22 protein-coding genes are annotated in these 21,614 nt (G+C 62.0%); 12 read left to right on the top strand and 10 right to left on the bottom strand.

Features of this window, described 5'->3' with window-relative positions:
* Nucleotides 1-66: 66 nt before the first annotated feature.
* The 3 genes from BM235_RS28180 to BM235_RS28170 all read left to right on the top strand — a co-directional run bounded on the left by BM235_RS28180 (nucleotide 67) and on the right by BM235_RS28170 (nucleotide 2,399).
* Nucleotides 67-879 carry a DUF6492 family protein gene (locus BM235_RS28180; RefSeq protein WP_090117601.1) on the top strand — a complete coding sequence of 271 codons (813 nt, stop codon included), beginning with the start codon at nucleotides 67-69 and terminating at the stop codon, nucleotides 877-879.
* 141 nt (nucleotides 880-1,020) lie between these two features.
* Nucleotides 1,021-1,677, top strand: a complete 657-nt coding sequence (locus BM235_RS28175; protein WP_255374641.1) for an SDR family NAD(P)-dependent oxidoreductase — start codon at nucleotides 1,021-1,023, stop codon at nucleotides 1,675-1,677.
* A 164-nt stretch (nucleotides 1,678-1,841) separates the two neighbouring features.
* Nucleotides 1,842-2,399 (top strand): NADPH-dependent FMN reductase, encoded by a 558-nt coding sequence (locus BM235_RS28170; protein ID WP_090117600.1) that lies wholly within the window; start codon nucleotides 1,842-1,844, stop codon nucleotides 2,397-2,399.
* Between the two features lie 74 nt (nucleotides 2,400-2,473).
* On the opposite strand, the gene BM235_RS28165 is transcribed toward BM235_RS28170, so the two are convergent.
* Nucleotides 2,474-3,685: an MFS transporter gene (locus BM235_RS28165; protein ID WP_090117599.1), complete on the bottom strand. Its 1,212-nt coding sequence runs from the start codon at nucleotides 3,683-3,685 to the stop codon at nucleotides 2,474-2,476.
* Between the two features lie 162 nt (nucleotides 3,686-3,847).
* On the opposite strand from BM235_RS28165, the gene BM235_RS28160 reads away from it, so the two are divergent.
* Nucleotides 3,848-4,213 carry a winged helix-turn-helix transcriptional regulator gene (locus tag BM235_RS28160; RefSeq protein ID WP_090117598.1) on the top strand — a complete coding sequence of 122 codons (366 nt, stop codon included), beginning with the start codon at nucleotides 3,848-3,850 and terminating at the stop codon, nucleotides 4,211-4,213.
* A 67-nt stretch (nucleotides 4,214-4,280) separates the two neighbouring features.
* Here BM235_RS28160 and BM235_RS28155 read toward each other — a convergent pair whose 3' ends face one another.
* The 3 genes from BM235_RS28155 to BM235_RS28145 all read right to left on the bottom strand — a co-directional run bounded on the left by BM235_RS28155 (nucleotide 4,281) and on the right by BM235_RS28145 (nucleotide 6,515).
* Nucleotides 4,281-5,195: an AEC family transporter gene (locus BM235_RS28155; RefSeq protein ID WP_090117597.1), complete on the bottom strand. Its 915-nt coding sequence runs from the start codon at nucleotides 5,193-5,195 to the stop codon at nucleotides 4,281-4,283.
* Nucleotides 5,196-5,378: 183 nt separating this feature from the next.
* Nucleotides 5,379-5,891, bottom strand: a complete 513-nt coding sequence (locus tag BM235_RS28150) for a GNAT family N-acetyltransferase (protein ID WP_090117596.1) — start codon at nucleotides 5,889-5,891, stop codon at nucleotides 5,379-5,381.
* 171 nt (nucleotides 5,892-6,062) lie between these two features.
* On the bottom strand, nucleotides 6,063-6,515 hold the full coding sequence (locus BM235_RS28145; RefSeq protein WP_090117595.1) for an SRPBCC family protein: 453 nt from the start codon (nucleotides 6,513-6,515) through the stop codon (nucleotides 6,063-6,065).
* Nucleotides 6,516-6,639: 124 nt separating this feature from the next.
* Here BM235_RS28145 and BM235_RS28140 point away from each other — a divergent pair, with 124 nt between their 5' ends.
* Nucleotides 6,640-7,455 carry a helix-turn-helix domain-containing protein gene (locus BM235_RS28140; protein ID WP_090117594.1) on the top strand — a complete coding sequence of 272 codons (816 nt, stop codon included), beginning with the start codon at nucleotides 6,640-6,642 and terminating at the stop codon, nucleotides 7,453-7,455.
* 39 nt (nucleotides 7,456-7,494) lie between these two features.
* Here BM235_RS28140 and BM235_RS28135 read toward each other — a convergent pair whose 3' ends face one another.
* A complete protein-coding gene (locus BM235_RS28135; RefSeq protein ID WP_090117593.1) occupies nucleotides 7,495-8,304 on the bottom strand; it encodes an NAD(P)H-binding protein in 810 nt (269 codons plus the stop codon).
* A gap of 158 nt (nucleotides 8,305-8,462) precedes the next feature.
* A complete protein-coding gene (locus tag BM235_RS28130) occupies nucleotides 8,463-8,909 on the bottom strand; it encodes a MarR family winged helix-turn-helix transcriptional regulator (RefSeq protein ID WP_090117592.1) in 447 nt (148 codons plus the stop codon).
* 413 nt (nucleotides 8,910-9,322) lie between these two features.
* Between BM235_RS28130 and BM235_RS28125 the strand changes: the two genes are divergently transcribed.
* Genes BM235_RS28125 through BM235_RS28120 form a run of 3 tightly spaced genes read left to right on the top strand, consistent with a single transcriptional unit; the run spans nucleotide 9,323 to nucleotide 10,976 of the window.
* Entirely contained in the window at nucleotides 9,323-9,895 is a 573-nt protein-coding gene (locus BM235_RS28125; RefSeq protein ID WP_158543968.1) for an Hcp family type VI secretion system effector, read from the top strand.
* A gap of 31 nt (nucleotides 9,896-9,926) precedes the next feature.
* A complete protein-coding gene (locus BM235_RS32245) occupies nucleotides 9,927-10,079 on the top strand; it encodes a hypothetical protein (protein WP_158543970.1) in 153 nt (50 codons plus the stop codon).
* 57 nt (nucleotides 10,080-10,136) lie between these two features.
* Nucleotides 10,137-10,976, top strand: a complete 840-nt coding sequence (locus BM235_RS28120; RefSeq protein ID WP_143106745.1) for an Hcp family type VI secretion system effector — start codon at nucleotides 10,137-10,139, stop codon at nucleotides 10,974-10,976.
* Between the two features lie 82 nt (nucleotides 10,977-11,058).
* Here BM235_RS28120 and BM235_RS28115 read toward each other — a convergent pair whose 3' ends face one another.
* The gene (locus BM235_RS28115; RefSeq protein ID WP_090117589.1) at nucleotides 11,059-12,522 is read right to left on the bottom strand and encodes an alpha-amylase; all 1,464 of its coding nucleotides are present in this window, start codon (nucleotides 12,520-12,522) and stop codon (nucleotides 11,059-11,061) included.
* Between the two features lie 232 nt (nucleotides 12,523-12,754).
* On the opposite strand from BM235_RS28115, the gene BM235_RS28110 reads away from it, so the two are divergent.
* Both BM235_RS28110 and aguB read left to right on the top strand, forming a co-directional pair.
* Nucleotides 12,755-13,756: an agmatine deiminase family protein gene (locus BM235_RS28110; RefSeq protein WP_369803568.1), complete on the top strand. Its 1,002-nt coding sequence runs from the start codon at nucleotides 12,755-12,757 to the stop codon at nucleotides 13,754-13,756.
* Nucleotides 13,757-14,094: 338 nt separating this feature from the next.
* Nucleotides 14,095-14,970 carry an N-carbamoylputrescine amidase gene (aguB, locus tag BM235_RS28105; protein ID WP_090117587.1) on the top strand — a complete coding sequence of 292 codons (876 nt, stop codon included), beginning with the start codon at nucleotides 14,095-14,097 and terminating at the stop codon, nucleotides 14,968-14,970.
* A 102-nt stretch (nucleotides 14,971-15,072) separates the two neighbouring features.
* On the opposite strand, the gene BM235_RS28100 is transcribed toward aguB, so the two are convergent.
* The gene (locus BM235_RS28100; RefSeq protein WP_255374640.1) at nucleotides 15,073-16,149 is read right to left on the bottom strand and encodes a Gfo/Idh/MocA family protein; all 1,077 of its coding nucleotides are present in this window, start codon (nucleotides 16,147-16,149) and stop codon (nucleotides 15,073-15,075) included.
* Nucleotides 16,150-16,290: 141 nt separating this feature from the next.
* Nucleotides 16,291-17,403, bottom strand: a complete 1,113-nt coding sequence (locus BM235_RS28095; RefSeq protein WP_090117585.1) for a citrate synthase/methylcitrate synthase — start codon at nucleotides 17,401-17,403, stop codon at nucleotides 16,291-16,293.
* Between the two features lie 461 nt (nucleotides 17,404-17,864).
* Between BM235_RS28095 and BM235_RS28090 the strand changes: the two genes are divergently transcribed.
* The gene (locus BM235_RS28090; RefSeq protein ID WP_090117584.1) at nucleotides 17,865-19,289 is read left to right on the top strand and encodes an RtcB family protein; all 1,425 of its coding nucleotides are present in this window, start codon (nucleotides 17,865-17,867) and stop codon (nucleotides 19,287-19,289) included.
* A gap of 8 nt (nucleotides 19,290-19,297) precedes the next feature.
* On the top strand, nucleotides 19,298-20,647 hold the full coding sequence (locus tag BM235_RS28085) for an AAA family ATPase (RefSeq protein WP_090117583.1): 1,350 nt from the start codon (nucleotides 19,298-19,300) through the stop codon (nucleotides 20,645-20,647).
* A gap of 360 nt (nucleotides 20,648-21,007) precedes the next feature.
* Here BM235_RS28085 and BM235_RS28080 read toward each other — a convergent pair whose 3' ends face one another.
* Complete coding sequence (locus BM235_RS28080; protein ID WP_090117582.1) at nucleotides 21,008-21,460, bottom strand: Lrp/AsnC family transcriptional regulator; 453 nt, start codon at nucleotides 21,458-21,460, stop codon at nucleotides 21,008-21,010.
* Nucleotides 21,461-21,614 lie beyond the last annotated feature (154 nt).

The following is a 21,614-nucleotide window of genomic DNA, read 5'->3' as shown; positions in this document are numbered from 1 at the left end:
TAAGCTGTACCACATGGACCAAAGCCGGCAAACGGCTCCCGTGAGCGGAAAGGAGTGGCGAGCCCCATGGCATCGACCAAATCGAGCGCAGGAAAGACCGGCCCTCGCATCGACGTGCTGATCCCCGCGATCGAAAAGGATCTGGGCACCCTGCCGCACGTGATCGACGGCATCCGCAAGCAGGTGAAGCATCCGATCGCCAGCTTCATGATCGTCTCGCCGAACAGCAAGCGGATCCGGGCGCTCTGCCGGAGAAAAGGCTGCAAGTTCGTCGACGAGCGGACGGTGCTGCCGATCGGCAAGAAGGATATCCGCTACGGCACGAAACGCTGGAATCGCGCGGGCTGGCTTTATCAGCAGCTGCTGAAGCTCGCGGGCAGCAAGCTTGGCGCGGCGGGCCACTACCTCGTCGCCGACGCGGATACTGTTCTCATTCGGCCGCATCGGTTCGTGACGGGCGGCCGACCGGTCTTTTACTGCCGGAGTTGGAGCCAGGGCGAATACTTCCGCACGTACCGCAAGCTGCTGGGCACCAAGGCTTCCGCCCCCCGTTCATTCGTCACGCACTATATGCTGTTCAACAAGGCGAAGGTCAGACAGTTGAAGGGAACAATCGAAGCGCGCCACGGCAAACGCTGGTATAAGGCGATCATCGGCAGCATCGACAAGACCCGGCAATTCGGCTTTTCCGAATTCGAGACGTACGGCAACTTTCTGCACGGCCGCAATCCTCGCGGCATCGTCATGAAGTCCGCGCTGAACAAAAGCCTGCACGCCTCGTTCTCGTCTTTGTCTCCGGCGCGGCTGCGCAAGCTCGCGGGAAAATACCGGTCGATCTCGTTCCACAAACGGAAGATCTATTCGAGACCCGGCTTATAAACGCTTTGGAACAGCCCGAGCGCGTGCGCTCGGGCTTTTTGCCGCCGCCGGCACGCAGCGGACATACATAAGTTCCCATTTATATATTGTATAATTCCAGTCGGAATGATAGTGTATATAAAAAACGAAGGAGCGGATATCATGAGCAAGCCGTTGTTGGTCGTAGTCGGGGCGGGGGCGGGCGTGAGCGCCTCGGTCGCCAAGAAGTTCGGATCGGAGGGCTTCAAGATCGCGCTGATCGCGCGCCGAACCGCCTCGCTGGCAGCGCTGGCGGAGGAATTGACGGGACAAGGCATCGAAGCGTTCGCCGTCGAAGCGGATGCGACCGTCCCGGCTGCCGTCGAGGAAGCGTTCGCCCGGATACGCGCGAGCTTCGGCGAGCCGAGCGCGCTGCTTTACAACGCGGCCGCGATCACAAGGTCGACGGTGTCGAGCTTGGACGAACAGCAGTTGATCGACGACTTCAAGGTGAATGTCGTCGGCGCGCTGACGAGCGTCAAACAAGTCGTGCCGTCGTTCGTCGAGCGCAAGCAAGGGACCATCCTCGTCACGGGCGGCGGTCTCGCGATCTCCCCGAACCCCGCTTACGCCTCGCTGTCCATCGGCAAGGCCGGCGTCCGCTCCCTCGTTTACTCGCTGGCCGAAGAGCTGGCTCCGCAAGGCGTTTACGTCGGCACCGTCACCATCGGCGGCTACGTGTCAAAGGGCACGTTCTACGATCCCGACCGGATCGCCGAGTCGTATTGGCAGCTGCATGTGAAGCGCGACCAGGCGGAAATCATTTTCGCGGAAAACTGATTGCCCGCATGCCTCCGGCCGGCCGTCGCCCCGACGCTTGCCCGAACGCGCCTTCTGGGCTACGATACATGCGAGGCACGTCCGGTCCGCCGCGACTCCAAGGCAACAACGCATCCCAGAACGCGGAAGCCGGCTCCTACATATATCGGCTGGAGGAATCATACATGACCAAGATCGCCATCATCATCGGAAGCACGCGCCCCGGGCGCAAAGCCGAGGACGTCGCCAAGTGGGTTTACGAGATCGCCGCGCAGCGGGACGACGCGTCGTTCGAGCTCGTGGACATCGCCGACTACGCCCTGCCCCTGTACGACGAGCCGATCCCTCCCGTCATGGGCAACTACAAGCACGCGCACACGCTGGCCTGGTCCGAGCGGATCAAGGGCTTCGACGGCTTCGTGTTCGTCACCCCCGAATACAATCACTCGACGTCGGGCGCGCTGAAGAACGCGATCGACTTCCTATACCACGAGTGGAACGACAAAGCCGCGGGCTTCGTCGGTTACGGCAGCGCGGGCGGCTCCCGGGCGGTCGAGCATCTGCGCCAGATCGCGGGCGAGCTGAGGATGGCGGACGTTCAGGCGCAGGTCTCCCTGTCGCTCTTCCACGACTTCGAGAACTTCAGCGTCCTGCGTCCCGGCCCCAAGCAGGAGGCTTCCGTGAACAATATGCTCAGCCAAGTCGTCGCGTGGAGCGGCGCGCTCAAGACGCTGCGGGCGTAAGAAATGAAAAGAGAGGCCAGACTGCGGCATTTGAACCGCGGCCTGGCCTCTTGGCATTCGCGGGACGCGGAGGCTCAGCTTTTTGAAGCAGCCGCGGCAGCGTTCGGCCGTTTCTCGCGGACGCCGCCCTTTGCGAAGGAAACCAAGCCCGCGGACAGCGAGAGCAGGCCGAACGCGAGCGCCGCCCAGGGATGATAGCGCACCGTGGACGATGCGTCGGCGAGCAGGCCGCCGGTCAAAGATCCGATCGCGACGCCAAGGTGAAGCAGCGACGTGTTGAGTCCCAGCACGATGTTCGCCGAATCGGGCGCGATTCGGACGAAGTACGTCTGGATGGCCGGAATCGCTACGGAGTAAGCCAGCATCCAGGCCGCGGAGACGGCGATACCCGACGCGAGGCCGCCGGCCGCGGAGGAGAAAGCGTAGGTCGCGAGCGGCATCAGCGCCAAGGCCAGCGTCATCGCGGCCAGGCTCCGCACGATGACTGCGGACGGCCCGCGCTTGTCTGCGGCGCCGCCGCCGAAGCGCGTGGCAACCGTGCCGGCCAAGCCGAGCAGCAGCATCGTCAAGCCCGTATAAGAGGCCCGCAGCCCGAGGACGTCCTGGAGAAAGGGCACGAAATAAGTGTTCAGCAGCGCTACGCCCGACGAGAACAGGAGCGACATCGCCAGCCCCGCGGCGAGCGCGGGCCGGCCGAGCACGGCGAACTGACGGCCGAAGCCGACCGGAGCGTCGCCTTCCGTATCGGGCATGAGCCGCAGCACGGCCAGCATCACGAGCAGCGCGCCTGCGCCGAGCAGCAGGTACATCCCCTGCCAGGACCAGCCATCGGCCAAGGCGATGCCCACCGGCGCGCCCAGCACCGAGGCGGCGCCGAACGCCATCATGACGGTGCTCATGGCGCGGCCGAGCCGGTCGGCGGGCAAGAGCTTGGGCAGCGCGCCGAGCGCCGTCGTGAGATAGACGCCCGCGCTGGCGCCGAGCACGGCGCGGAGCGCGATCATCGCGGCATACGCGTCGCTGAAGTACGAGAGCAGGCTGCCTGCCGCGAAGACGAGCAGCGCGGCGGCAAGGAGCCGCCGCCGCGAGATCCGCTGCGTCAGCGAGACGAAGATCGGCGTGCCGACGGCGAAGCCGAGAGAGAAGGCGGCGACGAGCTGGCCCGCCTGTGCGATGCTGATCCCCGCATCCCGGGAGATGATCGGCAAGATGCCGACGACGGCCAATTCGGCGAATCCCGTCAAGAAAGTGCCCAACGTGAGCATATACAAGATCGTGCGATTCATTTTAACCACCTCTTATATTTGTCGGGGAGCCGCGCGGCCCTTGTAGCGACAGTATAAGCGAGTTACTATATAAAAGTAAGAACGCAAATCGTTTGGGGATAATCCTAATCTATGGACTTACTAACTTAATTAAAGCGAAGCGAATTTGCCGGGGAGGCGTTTATGATGTCCGAACGGGAGAAGGACGAGGATAAGCCGATCTGCGAGGTTCTTCAAGTGCTCGGGGCGAAGTGGTCCTTCGTCGTGATCGCGGAGCTGCAGAAAGGACCGAAGCGGTTCAACCGGCTGCAGCGGGATGTCGCGATCGTCGGCACGCAGTCGCTCACGGATACGCTGCGGCATCTGGAGCAAAGCGGCATCGTGCGGCGGGAGGTCTATCCGACGGTGCCCGTGACGGTCGAGTACAGCCTGACGGAAAAGGGCTTGGACTTTCAGTCGACGCTCGCGGAGATGGAAAAGTGGGCGCTGCGCTGGCGCGGCAAGCCCGCTGGCGGGGACGCCCCTGAATCGAATGCAGACGCGGTGTGACAGGCGAATGACGCCTCTTCCAGCCGCCGTTCACGGAGCCGCCGCTGACCGAGCCGCCGCTTAGGAGTTACAGCGAAGCGGCCAAGTGGACCAGCAGCGGCAAGTACAGGAAGCTCGCAATGGTCGAAAAGGCGACGTTCATCGCGACGAGTTCCTTGTCGCCGCCGTACCGCTCCATGAGCACGAGCGAATTGATCGCCGCGGGCATACAGGACTGAACGAACAATACCGCGGCGGTCAAGCCGTGCAGGCCAAGCATCGCGATCGCGGCGTACGACAGCAGCGGCACGATAAGGATGCGCATGCCGAGCGAGATCCAGATCTCCCGGCGCAGGCTGCGGCGCCAGTCCGTCTTGCGAAGCTGCATGCCGAGGAGCAGCAGCACGACGGCCGGATAGGCGCCGCCGACCAGCTCGAGGCCCGACGAGAGGCTCTCCGGCAAGCGCACCTTGAACAGGAACAGCGCGATGCCGACGGCGGCCGCATAGACGAGCGGCGTCTTCGCGATCTGACGGAACGCCTGCCTCGGCTTAAAGGACGCGCGCGCCGCCAGATAGAAGCCCAGCGTATTCACGAGAATGACATGCGTCACGACGTTGGTCACCCCGATCGCGAAGCCCTGCGTGCCGAAGGCAAGCAGCAGCAGCGGCAGGCCGTAATTGTTGGAGTTGGAAAAGATCGTCGTCAGCTCCATCGCGCGGCGGGAAGGCTCGCTCATCCGCAGCAGCCTTCCCGCCGCGGCGGAAGCCGCCCAGCAGAGCGCCGTCTGCAAGAGCGTGTAGATCGCGACCGTCCCCAGCGTGCCGGTCTTCAGGTCGCTGCCGGCGAGCGCCGATACGATGAGGCACGGCGAGAGCACGAACAGGCTGAGATCGGCCAGCAGGCGCGAATCGGGGGTTTTGTACTTTTGATATAGGTAGCCCAAGCAGCAGGCCATCAAAATGGGGATGCTGACGTTTGCGAACGTATGGAAGTATGGCATAGCCGGGTCGTCTCCTAGCCCCTCGGAACGGGCGTTTAATTTGATTCTCTAATCATAAGGCGACCCGGTCTATTGTTTAAATATATATAATAAATAAGGTCTATAGATATCGACTATTAATAACCGGACAGAAACTTATCCGAGCCATCGGACTAAGCTTCTGCTGTTTTCCCGTCAGCCGCTTCAAGCCTTGCTTATGCTGTATAAGCAGGTTTCTTTTTCCCGGTTCCGCTTGTTGAAAAAGTGTTTTTCGAGCTTCATTCCCAGCTTTTCCGCCACTTTTCGGGATCCAAGGTGGTCCGTCGGCATGTTCGCGCACAAGCGGCCTAGCTCGAGTCGATCGAACCCATATCGAAGGCAACCTTCGGCGGCTTCATATCCGTATCCTTTTTGCCACTCGCTCGCGTGAATGATATAGCCGAGGTCGTTCTCTATCGTGCCGTCGATCTCGCTCGTCACGATGCCGGCATCGCCGATCATAACGCCATCCTCTTTTCGGATCACGGCCCACCTGCCGTACCCTTTCGCCCTATAGGAATCGATCTGGCGGCGGATCCAATTCTCGGTTTGCTCGTACGAAAAGGGAGCCGGCCAAAACGCCATCGTGATCGCATCCGACTGTATCGCGTACAGCCTGTCGACGTCCGACTCGGCATGCTCCCTTAGAATCAGCCGCCTCGTCTCTATTTTCTCCATGCTCGCAGTCATCCTTTCGCTCCGGTTTGGGTCTCGCAAGCTCGGCATAAAATGATCCCTGATGACTCCTTTTCTAAATATAAAATGGGTGCAAGCGGCACAAAAGAGCCCGATCGGCACCGAGGCTGATCGGACTGCATCATGGTCATCATAACGAACCTTTACCGTCTTTTACCAGCCAAGATCCAGCGTCTTGCCCGTCTCGACGTAGGACTTGATGTTACTCAGGATAATCGGCCAGCTTTGCTGCGTGCTCTCGTACGAGGGATGCCCCTCCGGCCACCGGTCGTTGACGAACGTCACCTTCGTGCTCGCGCCCATCGGCTCGAGCTCCATCGTGATGCGCGTCTCGAGCTCCGCATGATTCTCCCGATAAGACGGCCCCGGATGCTCCGTGTAGCTCATCAAGCGATGGGGCTCGAACGTCAGCACCGTGCCGTAGACATGAACGGTCCGGTCGCCGTCGTTGCCCGGTCCGACGTAGGCATAAGGGGCGCCGGCTTCGAACGTAGACTCCAATACGCTGCCGAAGAAGATCGCGCGCGTGCCCTCCGGCGAGACGAGCGCCTCCCATACCTGCTCCGGCGTGCCGCCGATATAGATCGTATACTTCAAGTCTTCCATGCGATTCCCTCTTTCCTGACTCGATTTAAATTGCGGCGTTTGCTGCGGACTGCTAGTATCGATTGTATCGCAATATCGGCACCCTGTATTGGAAAAACGCGACAAAGCCTGGAGGTCGATTGCCATGAAGCCTATCGAGCGTCCTTTCGACAAGGCCATCCTCAAGCCGGAGGAGGCCGCGCGCAAGTTCGACCTGAAGCTGTACGCGCCGTCGGCCGAGCTCGCGGGCTGGATCGAGCATTACTGGACGCTGACCTGGGATCTGCGGGGCGACGCCCCTTTCAGCCAGAAGGTGCTCTCCTATCCGAGCATTAATCTTACTTTGGAAAACGAAAACGGCGCCTCGCACGCCGAAGTATACGGCGTGCCGCGCGGTACCTTCACCCGTACGCTGACGGGGTACGGCGAGTGCTTCAGCGCCAAGTTCCGGCCCGGCGGCTTCTATCCCTTCTGGCGCGAATCCGCCTCCCGGCTGACTGGCCGCAAGCTCCCGCTCGAAGAGATATTCGGCGCGTCAGGGGAGGCGCTGGCCGGCCTGCTGTCGGCCGTGCCCGCATCCGAGGCGAGGCTCGCCGCCATGGAGCGATGGCTGCTCGGCTTTGCGCCCGAGCGGGACGGTTCGGCCGAGCTGGCCGGCCGCATCGTACAGGACGCGGCTTCCGATCGCAGCCTGCTCCACGTCGAAGCGATGGCGAGCCGGCACGGCATGAGCGTCCGTACGCTCCAGCGGCTGCTCGGCCGGTATATCGGCGTATCCCCGAAGTGGATTCTGCAGCGTTTCCGCCTGCAGGAGGCGGCGGAACGCATCCGGCAGGAAAAGCTGCAGGATTGGGCCGGGCTGTCGATGGAGCTGGGATATTACGACCAGGCGCACTTTACACGCGACTTCAAAGCCGTGGTCGGCGTGCCGCCAGAGACCTATGTGCGCGGGCTGGGCTGAGCGGGCTGGCTGAACGGGCGAGCGGAAAGCATAAAACGGCTACATTTTTTGATCGGCCAGCCATTCCTTCAGCCCGCGGAGCGGAGCGCCGACGAGCTGGCTCAAGTCCGGGGAGACCGCAGCCGTCTCGGAGAGCGGCAAGAGTGAGTAGACCATGCCCTTCATCCCCGGATCGGTGCGGTGAACGACAGGTCTGCCTGATCGTTCGGCGAGCGCGCGGGCCAGATCGCCCAGGCGCCACGGACGCGAGGCCGTCAGCTCATAGACCCGGCCTTCATGCCCGCTCTCCGTCAGCACTGCCGCAGCGGCCGCGGCTAGATCTTCTCTGGCGGCGGTATTAAAAATCCAGTCGCCCGGAGGACTCAGCAGCACGCCGCCGGTCAGCGCCTCCCGCCAGCCCAGCATCTCGACGATGTCCATATAGTAGGCATTGCGCAGGATCGTGTACGCGAGTCCCGACTCGCGGATGAGCCGTTCGGTCGCGAGGTGCAGCTCATGCAGCGGCAGTCTCCCCCGTTCGGCGTATGCGATGCTCGTGTAGACGACCCGACCGACCTTGGCTGCCGCCGCGCCTTCCACCGCAGCCCGGTGCTGCCGCAGGCGCGCTTCTTCGTCCCGCAGCGGAGACGAGACGAACAGCAGCCGATCCGCATCTCTGAATGCCTCCGGCAACGAGGCCGGCTCGTCGTAATCCCCGTACCGGACCTCGACGCCCCGGCTGCGCAGCGACTCGGCCGCTTCGGGCCGCCGCGTCACGATCGCGATGCGCGCTGCCGGCAGGCGCCTGAGCAGTTCCTCCAATACCAGCGAACCGAGATGTCCCGTGGCACCCGTCATTACGATTTTCATACAATCTCCGCCTTTCTCGTCAACGTAGTTAAATGTTTAACCAATTGAGCATAATGAGCCGTTCACAGACAACCGGCTGGTCGATCGATGAACCGTCGCACCGGGCCCGGACATCCCGGGCGCCGGACTGGCGCGAGCCCCGCGACAGCCATTCGCGCTCAACCGCCCGCCAGCTTGGCCAGGAGTCCGAGCAGTTGGCGGATCTCCGATTCCTCGAGCCGGCCCATCAGCGTCTCCAGCACTTCCCGATTGCCCGGCAGCGCGTCCAGCAGCAGCCGCTCTCCCGCCTGCGTCAGCGACACGCGCCGCCGGCGTCCATCCTCCGGGTCTCCGGCGATCCGCACGTATCCCTCTTTGGCAAGGGGCACGAGCAGCACGCTGATATTCGCTTTGGTCACGCCGATTCGCTCGGCCAGCGCGGTGGGCAGCAGCGATCCGCCGGCCTTGGCGATCTCCACGAGTATGCGAACGCGCGCGCCGTTCAGCCCTCGCGACTGCCAGTACTTCTCGGATACGCCGATCAGGCTCGCCGTCGTCTCCACCAGCGCGAAAAAAGCGCGCACCTTGGGCGGCTGCTCCGACACGTATCCATGCAGATCGTCCATGCTATCTTCTCCAATTGATTAAATACTTAACTACTTGGAGAATACGACAGCCGGCTGAGGATGTCAATCGACGCTTCTCCGAAAGCGCTCTCCAAACGCTTAACCTTCCCGATTCGCAGAATCCGCCTTTTGAGCCAAGCCTCAGATATCGGACCGGCTATCGTGCAAAAGTACACGATCGAGATCAGCACTCGCTCATCGTTCTGTCTATCGCGCAAAAATGCAGGATTTTCACCCGAAATACACTCGATCTCGCTCAAAAAGGCGAGCTATCGTGCACTTTTGCGCGATGGATCGCACAAACCCGCCATATCAGTCTTGGATGATGTACTTTTGCAGCATAGCTCTAGGCAGGAATGACGATCTATGCTATCATCGATACGAATTGTATCACATCTGAGGAGCTGATCGTTTTGTTCGCACGTTTTATGCCAAAAGCATCTCTGTTCCTGCTCGTCTTCGCGATCCTCGCTTTTGCCTCGCCCGTATCGGCTTCCGCCGCAGGCGGCTCCCACATCCTGTTAACGCTGGACAAGATCAGCGGCGATAGCACGGTCGACGGCGCCAAAGGGGCGATCGACATCTCGTCCTTCCAGTTCGGCGCCTCGAACGCGGCGCCCTCGCAGGGGAGCGGCAGCGGCAGCGGCGCCGGGAAGCCGATATACTCGGAATTCGTCCTGACCAAGCTGCAGGATTCGGCCTCCATTCCGCTGCTGCAGAGCCTGACGACGGGCAAAGCGATCAAAAGCGGAACGATCGCCTTCTACAACGGGCAAGGCAAGAAGCCTTACTTCACGATCAAGCTGGAAAACGTCTACGTCACTTCCGACGCGTACAGCGCAGGCAGCGATGGAAGCCGGATCTCGGAGTCTTTATCGCTCCAGGCCGGAAAAGTGACGTTTATCTACCAGGGCGTCGACGCCAAGGGACAGCCGTTGCCGCCCCAATCCTTTGAATACGATCTGAGCCAAAACGCCGTCAAATAACGTTATTTCCTGCGAAAAGGAGCTGTGCCGCATGAGCGAGACCATCAACGAAAAGTCCAAGCTGCCTTGGGACGCGCCGGCGCTCGAGACGCTGCCCGTCAAGGATACGATGGACGACGGCAGCCTGTGGGGATTTACGCCGAAGGACGATTTCTACCAACGCAGCTTGCTGCTGGACAGTTGATCCCCGACGCACGACGGAGCCGTTCGCGGGCATCCGCCGATAAAGGAGTAGATCGATTTGCTCGCTAGATTAATGAAATGGGTCCTGATCGCGGCGCTCGTCCCCGGGATGCTGCTTCTCTCGCCCTCCAGGCAATCCGCCAGCGCGGCGGAAGCCGAACTGCCTTCGATCCTGCTGACGCTGGAAGGCATTCCTGGCGAGTTCGACGGCAAGGACAAATCAATCAAAGACGCGATCGTCGTCAACAGCTTTCAATACGGCGTGACGGCGGAAGCCCCGCGGGATGGCAGCGGCACAGCGGGCAAGCCGGAGCATTCTTCGGTCTCGGTATCCAAAGCGTTCGATTCAACCTCGCTGCCGCTTCTTCGCGCGCTTACGGAGGGCAGAACCATAAAGGACGGCTATCTGTACTTCCAGACGCGCAGCGCGGGCCAGAGCCGGATTTATATGGTCGTGCATCTGACGGATATTCGGGTGACCGGCTATAGCTCCTCCTCGAGCAGCCAGCGGCCGGACGAGTCGATCTACCTGAGCGCGCAATCCGTGCTGTTCAAGTACATGCCCGAGCATCCGGGCGGCGGGACCGATCCGAATCCTGCCGGCGAGGTGCTGACCAAGTATCATTTCGATCCGATACAAGCCGTCACGCCCAAAAGCAATCCATACGTAAAAGGCTTCAAAGTCTCGCTCCGGGCAGACGGGACCGACGGCGTCCCGGCACAGACGCGCTACCGCGTGAACGGCGGGGCCTGGATCGACTATACGGGTCCGTTCGAGATCTACGCGGCGGATACGCATACCGTCGAATACTACAGCGTCGGCGGGGACGGCCGCGTCGAAGCGACTAACGTGATGAACTTCGATCAAGGGACCTTTACCGGCCACGGCTCCTACTAATTCACGCGGTCGGATCAAGCTTCAACGCCAGAACCCCGCGCAGCCGCGCGGGGTTCTCTGCTTGCGTTCGTCTACGTTCGTTTCATACCGGATCGGGCAACGCCCATACCGACACGCTGCCGCCGTTCGCCGGGAAAGTGCCGAAGCCGTCCTCGCCGATCGCGATCTTATCGTCGCGCGTCTGCGTGAAGTCGACCCACTCCTCGCCGGCGCGGTGCTCGCCGACGTACATTCTTTTCTCGCCGCCTTCGCCCGTGCAGACGACGACCGCGCAGCCGGAGCGCTCGATCTCGGCGACGCCGCGCCGTACCCAGCCGATCAGGCATGGATCGTCGAAGTAGTCCTCTTGCTCGCCGTACGCCTTGTGATGGCGGCTGTAGAGCAGCGGGTCGATCGCCATTTTCTTGCCTTCGATCTCCTCCTCGTCTCCCCCGATGTGAAAATAGTCGCCATAGAAGACGCAAGGATAACCGCCTTCCCGCAGCAGGACGAGAGCATACGCGCTCTGCTTGAACCAGTCCGCGATCCACGACTCCAGCGCTTCGCCGGGCTGAGAATCGTGATTGTCGACGAAGGTGACGGCGTTGGTCGGGTTCGACTGCACGAGCGTATCGTCGAACAGCTTGGTCAGGTCGTAGTCGGCCCCTTTTTCCGAGGCTTCGTGCAAATTGTAGTGCAGCCGCACGTCGAACAGGCTGATGCGGCCGCCGACGGCCTCGAGGTAGCGCTGGCACGCGCCCGGATCGCTATTCCAGAACTCGCCGACGATGAAGAACTCGTCGCCTCGATCGGCGTACAGCGCCTCGGCGAACTCCCGCACGAAGGTATGGTCGATGTGCTTGATCGCATCAAGCCGGTAGCCTGCGCAGTCCAGCGTATCCGCGAGCCATTTCCCCCACTCGATCATCTCCCGTCGCACGTCCGGATGGCGGTAGTCGATATTGGCGTACATGAGATAGTCGTAGTTGCCGAACGCGTCGTCGACGTTTTCGTTCCAACGCTTGCCTTCTCCTACGATCCGGTAAACGCCCTGACGATCCTCGCGCGCGTCGCAGTCGGTGCCGTTGAAGTGCTCGAAGTTCCAATGGAACGACGAATACGCATTCCCGCGTCCCGGAAAATCGAACTTCGTCCAGCCCTCGATGTCGAACGGCTCGGAGATCTCCTCCAGCCGGTTGTCCGCCCGCACCTCGACGACCTGAAACGTCTCGGTCCCGTCCGCACCCGCCTTGTGGTTCATAACGAGGTCTGCGTAGATGGCCACGCCGGCCGCCCGGCAAGCCTCGATCGCCTCCAGCAGCTCTTCCTTCGTGCCGTACTTCGTACGCACGCCGCCCTTCTGGTCGAACTCCCCCAGATCGTACAAGTCGTACGCCGCATATCCCGTATCCTCGGGTGACACGGCCTTCGTAGGCGGCGGGATCCAGACGGCGTCGATGCCGCGTTCCTTCAGCTTCGGCGCGAGCTTCGCGAGGCGGCGCCAGTGCTTGCCGTCGGCTGTGACGTGCCACTCGAAAAATTGCATGATTGTATGATTGCGTTCCATACGGCGGCCTCCATTATATGTAAGTACGTGGTTGTCCGGCATTGATTCGTTCCTCCAATTGATTTACCTCAACCGGCGCGCGCGTAAACAAATCCGGGCGTAGCGGACTTGGCCTCAGCACGTTGAGATCGGGGCCCGATTCGTATATGATGATGGAGAACTTAAGCGGCATCCGTTCAATTCCTAGCAAAGCGAGCTGAATCTCTTGTTCCCACGAGACCTCCAATATAAAATGCCCGCCGAATGGGCGCGGCACGAACGCACCTTTATGTCCTGGCCCGTCCGGGACTCCATGGTCTATCCGGACGATCACGAATCCGTCTGCGGCGGCTATGCGCAGGTCGTCCTAGCGATCGCCGAGTTCGAGCCCGTCAGCGTGCTCGTCAACGAAGCCGACCTGGCGATCGCCAAGCGCCACCTGGATGCTCCCAACATCGAGCTCGTGCCGATCGCGCACAGCGACGCCTGGCTGCGGGACAACGGCCCGACCTTCCTCGTCGGCCGGGACGGCGAGCTGGCCGGCGTCAACTGGCGCTTCAACGCCTGGGGCGGCAAGTACGCGCCTTGGGATCTGGACGACGCGGTCGCGCCGCAAATCCTTGAGCGCGCGGGCGTGCGCCGGTTCGACGCGCCCGTCGTGATGGAGGGCGGCTCGATCCACGTCGACGGCGAAGGCACGCTGCTCACGACCGAGGAGTGCCTGCTGAACGTCAACCGCAATCCCGAGCTGAGCCGGGAGCAGATCGCCGAGCTGCTCGCGCAGTACGTCGGCATCGACAAGATTATCTGGCTGAACCGCGGCCTCGCCGGTGACGAGACGGACGGGCACGTGGACAACATCGCCTGCTTCGCGGCGCCGGGCAAGGTGATCATCCAAACCTGCTACGACCCAGCCGACGAAAATTACGAGATCACGCAAGAGAACCTGCGCATTCTGCGCGAAGCGACCGACGCGAAGGGCCGGAAGTTCGAGATCGTCGAGCTCCGGCAGCCGCCGCTCGCGTCGTTCGAGGAGAGCCGGCTCACGCTGAGCTACCTGAACTTCTACTTCGTCAACGGCGGCATCATCCTGCCGGTGTTCGGCGGCGCCGCCGAGGAGACGGACCGCGAAGCCGCGCGCATCCTGGCCGAGACGTTTCCGGAACGCCGCATCCGCACCGTGGACGGCATGGCGATCATCAAGGAAGGCGGCAATGTCCACTGCACGACGCAGCAGATGCCGGCGCGAAGCTGAGCGACGCCCTGGCAGACGCGTACGCTCAGTCCATCCCGCCGCGAGACGGCCATAGCTGCCCGAATGCCGCTTCTTCGCGTTGTGCGGCTATTCGGCTGCTGAGATAGATAATGGTTAAAAAGCATCTATTTCGTCTCGTGCCGACAGCTCAGTCGAAATAATTGTTTAAAAGCATCTATTTCGCCGAAATGGCCGCAGGTCCGCGTTTTGCTTGCCCATTAACTGCTTTTTAACCGTTATTCTTGATTTCTTCCGCCGCATGGCGATAAATAACTGCCTTATAACAACTAATCTCTGCCAGGCTGCGAGGATTCGCATACAAAAGGAGGAACTTCCGAATGAGAAAAGTCAAAGTGGCGGCTACCCAAATGAGCTGCTCCTGCGATATCGACGAGAACATCGCCAAGGCGGACAAACTCGTGCGCGAGGCCGCGGCCCAAGGCGCGCAAATCATTCTGCTGCAGGAGCTGTTCGAGACGCCGTACTTCTGCCAGAAGGAGAAGTCGGACTACTACGTCTACGCGACCGAGCTCGAGCACAACAAGGCCGTCAACCACTTCAAGGCAGTGGCCAAAGAGCTGCAAGTCGTGCTGCCGATCAGTTTTTACGAGAAGAAAAACTACGCCCGCTACAACTCGCTCGCGGTCATCGACGCGGACGGCGAGGTCCTCGGCCACTATCGCAAAAGCCACATCCCGGACGGTCCCGGCTACGAGGAGAAGTTCTACTTCAACCCTGGCGACACCGGATTCAAGGTCTGGAACACGCGGTATGCCAAAATCGGCGTCGGCGTCTGCTGGGACCAATGGTACCCCGAAGCCGCGCGCTGCATGGCGCTCATGGGCGCCGAGCTGCTGTTCTACCCGACGGCGATCGGCTCGGAGCCGCAGGACGGCTCGATCGACTCCAAGGACCACTGGCAGATGTGCATGAGAGGCCACGCCGCCTCCAACCTGATGCCGGTCATCGCCTCCAACCGCATCGGCCGCGAGGAAGACGAGGATTCGTCCATCGACTTCTACGGCTCCTCGTTCATCGCCGGCCCGCAGGGCAACATGATCGAAGAGGCTGGCCGCACGGAGGAGACGGTATTGACCGCCGAGTTCGATCTCGATCAACTCGAGATCCAGCGCATCGAGTGGGGCATCTTCCGCGACCGCCGGCCCGAGTTGTACCGCGTCATCGCCTCGTACGACGGCAGCACGACGATTTAGCACGCGGCAAGCCGCGGGAATCAAAAGAACCTTCATCGGCGCTTTACGCCAATGAAGGTTCTTTTTTTCGGCAAAAGGGAGGAAAGAAAATATCGCTTAGGATCACGCCGACCAGATCTGCGTCTGCGAGACGACGGTCTCCCCGCTCTTCGCGGCCTGCTGCATCAGCAGTCCGAGGTAATGATCCTGGCACGCTTCGGCCAGGCTATAGAAGCCGGGCCCGCCGGCAACGTAGCCCGCCATCCGCGCCAGGCATTCGGCGATAGCGAGCTCGTCGTCGGCCAGCCTGCCGGGCGCGAATTCGTTGCGATATACATATTCGTCGCCGCACAGGATGGCCTTCAGATGGAAGCCTTCCAGGTTGCCGTCGTGACCCGCGTGGACGCGTCTGAGCTGCGTCTCCACCGGGCTTCGGTAATCGCGCAAATAACGGACTTCGAAGTTGTTGATCTCGCCCGCCTCGCCCCTGACGAGAAGACGCGGCGACCGGATCCAGGAAAAATACTGATCTCCGGCAAAATCGTACATGCCCAAGCGGTCGCCGAAATCGAAGAACGCGATCGTCTGCGTAGACTCGACGATACGGTGGGTGTCGGGCGCCCCGTCCCGGCCGGGTCCCTCCGTGATCGGCGACCGGAAGGACAACCCGCGGATGGCGGCGTTCTCGAAGCCGATGCCGAGGAACCGCCGCAGCAGCACGATGCCGTGATAATCGTGCGCGGCGGACACCTCCGCCAGCGTGACGCGGCCGAGCTTGCCCGAGCCAGCCACGGCAAGGCGGGCCGCATGGTTCGGCTGGAACGGATACTGCTCGGCCACCTGGATCCGAGCCTGGCTGCCGACCGAGCGATACAGCTCGGTCATCTCCTCCAGCGTCTCCGCCGGCGGCGTCTCGCACAAGGCGGGCATGCCGGCCGCGTTCAACTCGCGCAGGACGTCCGGCGCGACGCTCCGCGGCACGCTGACGACGACGAACGCGGCATCGACGGCCCCCAGCATCTCCTTCGTCGAGCCGAACGCCGGGACGTTCCACTTCCGCCTGAACGCCTCCGCTTTGTCCGGACTGCGTAAGACGACGCCCGCGACTTCGAACCGCTGCGGCAGCGCCGCGGCGATTCGCAAGAAAAATTCGGCGCGCCATCCGCCGCCGACGATGCCGAACCGAACGGCGGCGCTCACGGCAGCCTCCGTCGGCGGTCTCCAATAACTGCGGTAGTCCATTTATTCATGGATATATGCTCCTTTTACGAACGTGATCGCGACACGGTCCATGCGTTACGAAAAGTATACAACATCGGCATGGCGCGGGCCACGCCACGCTTAAAGGAGCTGCTCCGCCGCCGCCGGCAGCGGGCCCGTGTAGCGGGATTGAGGCCGGAAGATGCGGTTGTGGCCGGCCTGCTCCAGCATGTGCGCCGTCCAGCCGACGACGCGCGCGGCCGTGAACGTTGGCGTGAATAGCGCCGTCGGCAGCGCGATCGCCTTCATGATTGCGGCGGCGAAAAACTCGACGTTCGTGTGCAGCCGCCGCCCCGGTTTGTACTCGGCGAGCAGGCGCGTCGCCGTCTCTTCCACGTGCAGGGCGAGCGCGAACGCCGGATCGTCGCCGGTCAAGCCGCGCGTAACAGCGCGCAGCGCCTCGGCCCGCGGGTCGACGGTCTTGTAGATGCGGTGGCCGAAGCCCATCAGCCGGCCGCCCCGCTCCAGCACGTCGCGCAGCCAAGGCTCCGCCCTGTCGCGCGTGCCGATCTCCTCCAGCATGGCGATTACCTCGCTCGGCGCGCCGCCGTGCAGCGGCCCGCCCATCGCGCCGATCGCCGCGCTGACGGCGGGATACAGGCCGGCCTGGGTCGACAGCGCGACCCGGCCCGCGAAGGTGGAAGCGTTCATGCCGTGCTCCATGCCAAGGACCAAATACGCGGTCAGCGCCCGGGCATGATCTGGCTCGGGCCGGCGGCCCGTCAGCATATACAGGTAATTGGCCGCATGATCCAGCCCCGCCTCAGGCTCCACGGGCTCGAGCCCCTGCAGGCGGCGATGCCGATACGCGATGATGCTTGGCATCAGCGCGGTTATCCGCTCCGCCTGGTCCGCCCGCGGCGGCCAGGCGGGCTCGGCCCCGTCCGCCAATGCGGCCGCCGCGGCCTGCAGGACGCCCATCATCGGCACGCCAGCCGGCAGCACGTCGAGCAGGCGCCGCAGGTCGTCCGGCAGGACGCGCGCCGCGGTCAATCGCCCCTTCAACGCCGCCAACTGCCGCTCGTCCGGCAGCTGTCCGTACCACAGCAGATGCGCCGTCTCCTCAAAACCGCGGCTCACCGCCAGGTCCTTTGCCCAATAACCCCTGTATACGAGATGTCCGCGCTCGCCGTCGACGTGCCCGGTCTCGGTTTCCGCCGCCACGACGCCTTCCAGTCCGGTTACGCTAGCCATTCGACCACTCACTCCTTTGCTTGTTAATTTCAATATACATCGCCGAATCAATTGTGTATATTTATTGTATTTTTTATGGATGAAAGATTTAATTTATCACTATGTGCTCTAATAACCGATTTTAATCGCACTTATTAACTTTTTTCATCGATTGTGTTGACAGGGTTTGCCTATACCCCTTAATATAGCCATTATCTCATCAGAAAGGAGGCCGGCCGACATGACCGCGATTCGACTCCCACGCCGCTACGACGCATGGACGCAACTGAATATGCCGCTCGATGTCCGCCGGCCTCTACGGGCCGCTTCAGGAGTCAGCCCCGGATAATGCGCGTTCCCGCAAGGGAAGCGCGACGAATCCAGGGTGTTGTCTTGACGTATCCAGGGACCGCGAGCGAATCGGCTTGCGGTCTTTTTTGTTTTCCTAAAAATCCAATTCGATAAGAGGTCAAATTGAACTTATGATACCGAACGAATCTTATTACCGGCGCATCGATCTGCCCGCGGGCGATCTGCACGTCTATGCCGGGGACGCGCTGTTCCGGGCCATGGGCGCCAAGCCGCTCGAGATGGCGAACAACAATCTGCAAATTCCGAACATCCGCTACATGAGCTACACGCCCGACGCCCACGTCGGGGTCGGCACCTGCATCGGCACGACGGCCGTCTGGCAGGCGGACGAAGGCTTTGTATCACCTACCATCGTCGGCAGCGACATCGGCTGCGGCATGCGGGTGCACCTGACGAACCTGGATGCGGACGACCTGAAGGACGTCAAGCTCAGGCGCAAGCTGGTCAAGGCGATCGAGAAGCGGATCCCGACGGAAAATCACGCACGCGGACACTTCTCCGACATTCGGCTCGAGGACGTGCTCATCAAAGGGCTCCACGGACTGCCGGGCAAATACGTGCCCGACGCCTACACGCCCCGCCGGGCGACCTCGCTCACGCATGTGGAGCACGCCCGCTTCCGCTATGACGAAGACGCCTTGAACCGCATTCCCGAGCATCTGTGGCACCGGGCTCATCGCCAGCTCGGCACGCTCGGCGGCGGCAATCACTTCGTCGAGCTGCAGGCCGTCACGCTGGACGAAGCCAATCGGGCCGTCGGCGAGAGCTGGGGATTGCGCGACGGGCAAGTCATCGTCATGATCCACTCGGGCTCGCGCTCGTGGGGCGGCGCCGTGAACCAGCACTGCGGCTCCGAAGTCGTCAAGACGATGCGCAAGCTCGGCCTCGGCACGGCGGACCCCAAGCTGGCCTTCGCGCCGCTGGACAGCGAAGCCGGCGCCGCGTACGTCAACCTGATGTACGCCGCGCTTAACTTTGCCGTCGCGAATCGCCATCTGCTCGCCTACGCGGTACGCGACGCGCTGCGCGACACGCTTGGCCCGCAAGCAGAGACGCGGACGCTGTACGACCTGATGCACAACTACGCGCGGGCAGAACGCCATAACGAAGAGGCGCTGTTCGTGCACCGCAAGGGCGCGACCCGCTCCCTTCCTCCAGGCCATCCGGACAATCCGGAGCCGTACCGGGAGACCGGACACCCGGCGCTTATCCCCGGATCGATGGGAACGGCCTCCTACCTGATGGTCGGCATGCCCTCCGGGGAACGCAACTACCACTCGATCTGCCACGGCGCCGGCCGGGTCCGCTCGCGCAACGCGACCAAGCAGCTGGTCACCGTGGACGAATTCGCGGCATCGCTTCGCGTAGGCCAAGCGGACGAGGTCGTCGTCAACCATCGCGCGCTCGAGGCGATCATCGACGAATCGCCGCAGGCCTACAAGGACGTAGATCAAATCATAGAAAGCGTTGCGGGCGCAGGCCTGGCGGCCGTCGTCGCCAAGTGCCGGCCGCTCGCGACCGTCAAAGGAGTATAAAACACAAAATGACACTGTTAAATGAAAAAGCGCTGCGCCCCTTCCTCATCCGGCGGGACGACTATGAAGCCGAGCCTGCCGGCATGGAAGCTTACTTCGACTACACGATGGCCGTGCGGCGCATCGCGGATTGGCTCTGCGAACGCTACGGCTGCGCCTTCCACCTGTATTATCAGGAAGACAGCGACGACGCCTGGGACGGACTGGAGGACGACATCCGTAGCGGCTATGCAGGCGTGGAGCACGCAATCAGCCTGTTCGATCTTGTCGAGACGCGGAGCTTCAAGTATGCGTCGGACCCGGCGCCCGACGCAGGTCGCGACAGCAAGCCGGACGCCGGCGGTAAGTCCGCGGGCCCCGCGCGCGACATACGCATGGCCGTCCGCAACAACGTATTCGTCTATCCAGCCCATCGCGTCGCTTTTGCCCGCGTGCCCCGGCTCGCCCAGTACGGGCTGGGCTACGAAGATTTGATCTTCGCGGAGAGCGATGCGCAGCTCGCCGGCTTCCTGGCGGAGCTGCGCGAGCGGCAGCTGGCGGACCGGCAGCTGCTGGTGTTCACGGATACCCGCGACGGACTGGAGCGCAGCCGCGAGACCGCGGAACGTCCGGTCGACCGGGAGGGCGTGTTCATGGACGAGTCCCTGAAGGAGCAAATCTTCCGCTCCGTGGATACCTTTTTCGCGGACGACCGCAGCTTCTATCAGACCTACGGCGTCCCCTACAAGCGAGGCATCCTGCTATACGGCAAGCCGGGCAACGGCAAGACGACGCTCGTCAAATCGATCTCCGCCACCGTGAACGCGCCGGTCGCTTACTGGCAGATCACCGAGTTCACCGGCAGCGAGTCGATCCAGCAAGTGTTCGACGCAGCCGTGAAGCTGGCGCCGATGGTGCTCGTCGTCGAAGACATCGATTCGATGCCCGAGTCGTGCCGCTCGTACTTTCTCAACACGCTCGACGGAGCGACCTCGCGGGAGGGCATTTTCCTCATCGGAACGACGAACTATCCGGAGAAAATCGACCCCGCGCTCATGAACCGGGCCGGGCGCTTCGATCGTGCCTACGAGGTCAAGCTGCCTAACGAGCCGCTGCGGCTGGACTATCTGACTTACAAGGGGACGGGACGGCTGACCGATGAGGCGGGGATCGCCGAGATCGCTCGTCTGACGGAAGGGTTTACCTTCGCGCAGTTGGCCGAGCTGTACGTGTCCGCTGCGCTGGAGCTGCATCAGACCGGTGCGACGGACTGGCAGCGGCTGATCGCGGGCATGAAAACCGATCTGTCCAAGGGACGGAGCCGGGAGTGGATGAGCGAGGGCGCCGGGCGCAGAATGGGGTTCTCGGCGGGGAACTAATGCTATCCTGCAAAAGTGCATCATCCATGGCTAGTATGGTGGTTTATTGCGATCTATCGCGCAAAAGTGCACTTTAGCTCGCCTATTTAAGCGAGAACTCGTTTGTTTGGGGAAAAATCCTGCACTTTTGCGCGATAGACGATACGACGAACGAGTGCGGCTCTCAATCGCGTACTTTTGCGCGATAGCCTAACGCAGGCCGCTTCATTTTTACTCGATTGATGATGTACGCTGTGATAGATTAATCATCTTAAACGATCGCTTGCCGCAGGACGGCGCAAGGCAGTGCGAAGAGGCGGAGCGCCGGCGGCGGCGGCTTTTGGTTACGCGCTGGCGCTTCGGAACCCGGTCAGGCCGCGCTCAGGCGCCCGACGTCTCCGATTGGGGCAGCACCGCCCGCCCCGCTACGGGGGAAGACAGAATCACCGACGTATTCAGCATGCCGCAAGGCAGAAGTCGTTCGACGAGACGGTTCAACGCGTTCAGATCCGTCACGGCCGCCTTGAGGATGAACGTGACCGCGCCCGTAACGCGATAACACTCCAATATGTCGCTGTCTTCCGCGATCCGCCTCTCGAACACGAGCGGAGATACCTTGAGCTCGCTGACCTGAATGATCACCTGTACGCCGCGTCCGACGGCCGGCGCCGACACGACGGCGCAGAAGCCCGTGATGACGCCCCGCTCCTGCAGGCGCGCGAGACGCTCCGAGACGCTGGGGCGGCTAAGCGACAGCCGCTTGGACAGCTCGCTGACCGTCATTCGGCCGTCCTCCTGCAGCAGTTTGAGCAGGCTGATGTCTATGCGATCCATGTAGATTCACCCTCACCTTCAAATTGCAGGACATCCGGCGCTTATGGTTCCAATGTGAGATTAAGTAACGCAAAAGAGCTTCACTTCAGCATTTCTTGGCGCTTCTCCGCTGCGTATCATGGAATATAACATCACTTCATGGTAGGCAATCAGA

The organism is Cohnella sp. OV330, assembly GCF_900112065.1.
Classification (GTDB): domain Bacteria; phylum Bacillota; class Bacilli; order Paenibacillales; family Paenibacillaceae; genus Cohnella.
The sequence above is the reverse complement of the archived record's forward strand: the minus strand, read 5'-3'. Positions and strand labels throughout refer to the sequence as shown.

Excerpts from the sequence above, each read along its gene's own strand:
- BM235_RS28170 (WP_090117600.1), top strand. The coding sequence starts at position 1,842 with ATGACCAAGATCGCCATCATCATCGGAAGCACGCGCCCCGGGCGCAAA.
- BM235_RS28175 (WP_255374641.1), top strand. The coding sequence starts at position 1,021 with ATGAGCAAGCCGTTGTTGGTCGTAGTCGGGGCGGGGGCGGGCGTGAGC.
- BM235_RS28140 (WP_090117594.1), top strand. The coding sequence starts at position 6,640 with ATGAAGCCTATCGAGCGTCCTTTCGACAAGGCCATCCTCAAGCCGGAG.
- BM235_RS28115 (WP_090117589.1), bottom strand. The coding sequence starts at position 12,522 with ATGGAACGCAATCATACAATCATGCAATTTTTCGAGTGGCACGTCACA.
- BM235_RS28155 (WP_090117597.1), bottom strand. The coding sequence starts at position 5,195 with ATGCCATACTTCCATACGTTCGCAAACGTCAGCATCCCCATTTTGATG.
- BM235_RS28095 (WP_090117585.1), bottom strand. The coding sequence starts at position 17,403 with ATGGCTAGCGTAACCGGACTGGAAGGCGTCGTGGCGGCGGAAACCGAG.
- BM235_RS28150 (WP_090117596.1), bottom strand. The coding sequence starts at position 5,891 with ATGGAGAAAATAGAGACGAGGCGGCTGATTCTAAGGGAGCATGCCGAG.
- BM235_RS28130 (WP_090117592.1), bottom strand. The coding sequence starts at position 8,909 with ATGGACGATCTGCATGGATACGTGTCGGAGCAGCCGCCCAAGGTGCGC.
- BM235_RS28090 (WP_090117584.1), top strand. The coding sequence starts at position 17,865 with ATGATACCGAACGAATCTTATTACCGGCGCATCGATCTGCCCGCGGGC.
- BM235_RS28145 (WP_090117595.1), bottom strand. The coding sequence starts at position 6,515 with ATGGAAGACTTGAAGTATACGATCTATATCGGCGGCACGCCGGAGCAG.
- BM235_RS28080 (WP_090117582.1), bottom strand. The coding sequence starts at position 21,460 with ATGGATCGCATAGACATCAGCCTGCTCAAACTGCTGCAGGAGGACGGC.
- aguB (WP_090117587.1), top strand. The coding sequence starts at position 14,095 with ATGAGAAAAGTCAAAGTGGCGGCTACCCAAATGAGCTGCTCCTGCGAT.
- BM235_RS28180 (WP_090117601.1), top strand. The coding sequence starts at position 67 with ATGGCATCGACCAAATCGAGCGCAGGAAAGACCGGCCCTCGCATCGAC.
- BM235_RS28110 (WP_369803568.1), top strand. The coding sequence starts at position 12,755 with ATGCCCGCCGAATGGGCGCGGCACGAACGCACCTTTATGTCCTGGCCC.
- BM235_RS28160 (WP_090117598.1), top strand. The coding sequence starts at position 3,848 with ATGATGTCCGAACGGGAGAAGGACGAGGATAAGCCGATCTGCGAGGTT.
- BM235_RS28165 (WP_090117599.1), bottom strand. The coding sequence starts at position 3,685 with ATGAATCGCACGATCTTGTATATGCTCACGTTGGGCACTTTCTTGACG.
- BM235_RS32245 (WP_158543970.1), top strand. The coding sequence starts at position 9,927 with ATGAGCGAGACCATCAACGAAAAGTCCAAGCTGCCTTGGGACGCGCCG.
- BM235_RS28085 (WP_090117583.1), top strand. The coding sequence starts at position 19,298 with ATGACACTGTTAAATGAAAAAGCGCTGCGCCCCTTCCTCATCCGGCGG.
- BM235_RS28135 (WP_090117593.1), bottom strand. The coding sequence starts at position 8,304 with ATGAAAATCGTAATGACGGGTGCCACGGGACATCTCGGTTCGCTGGTA.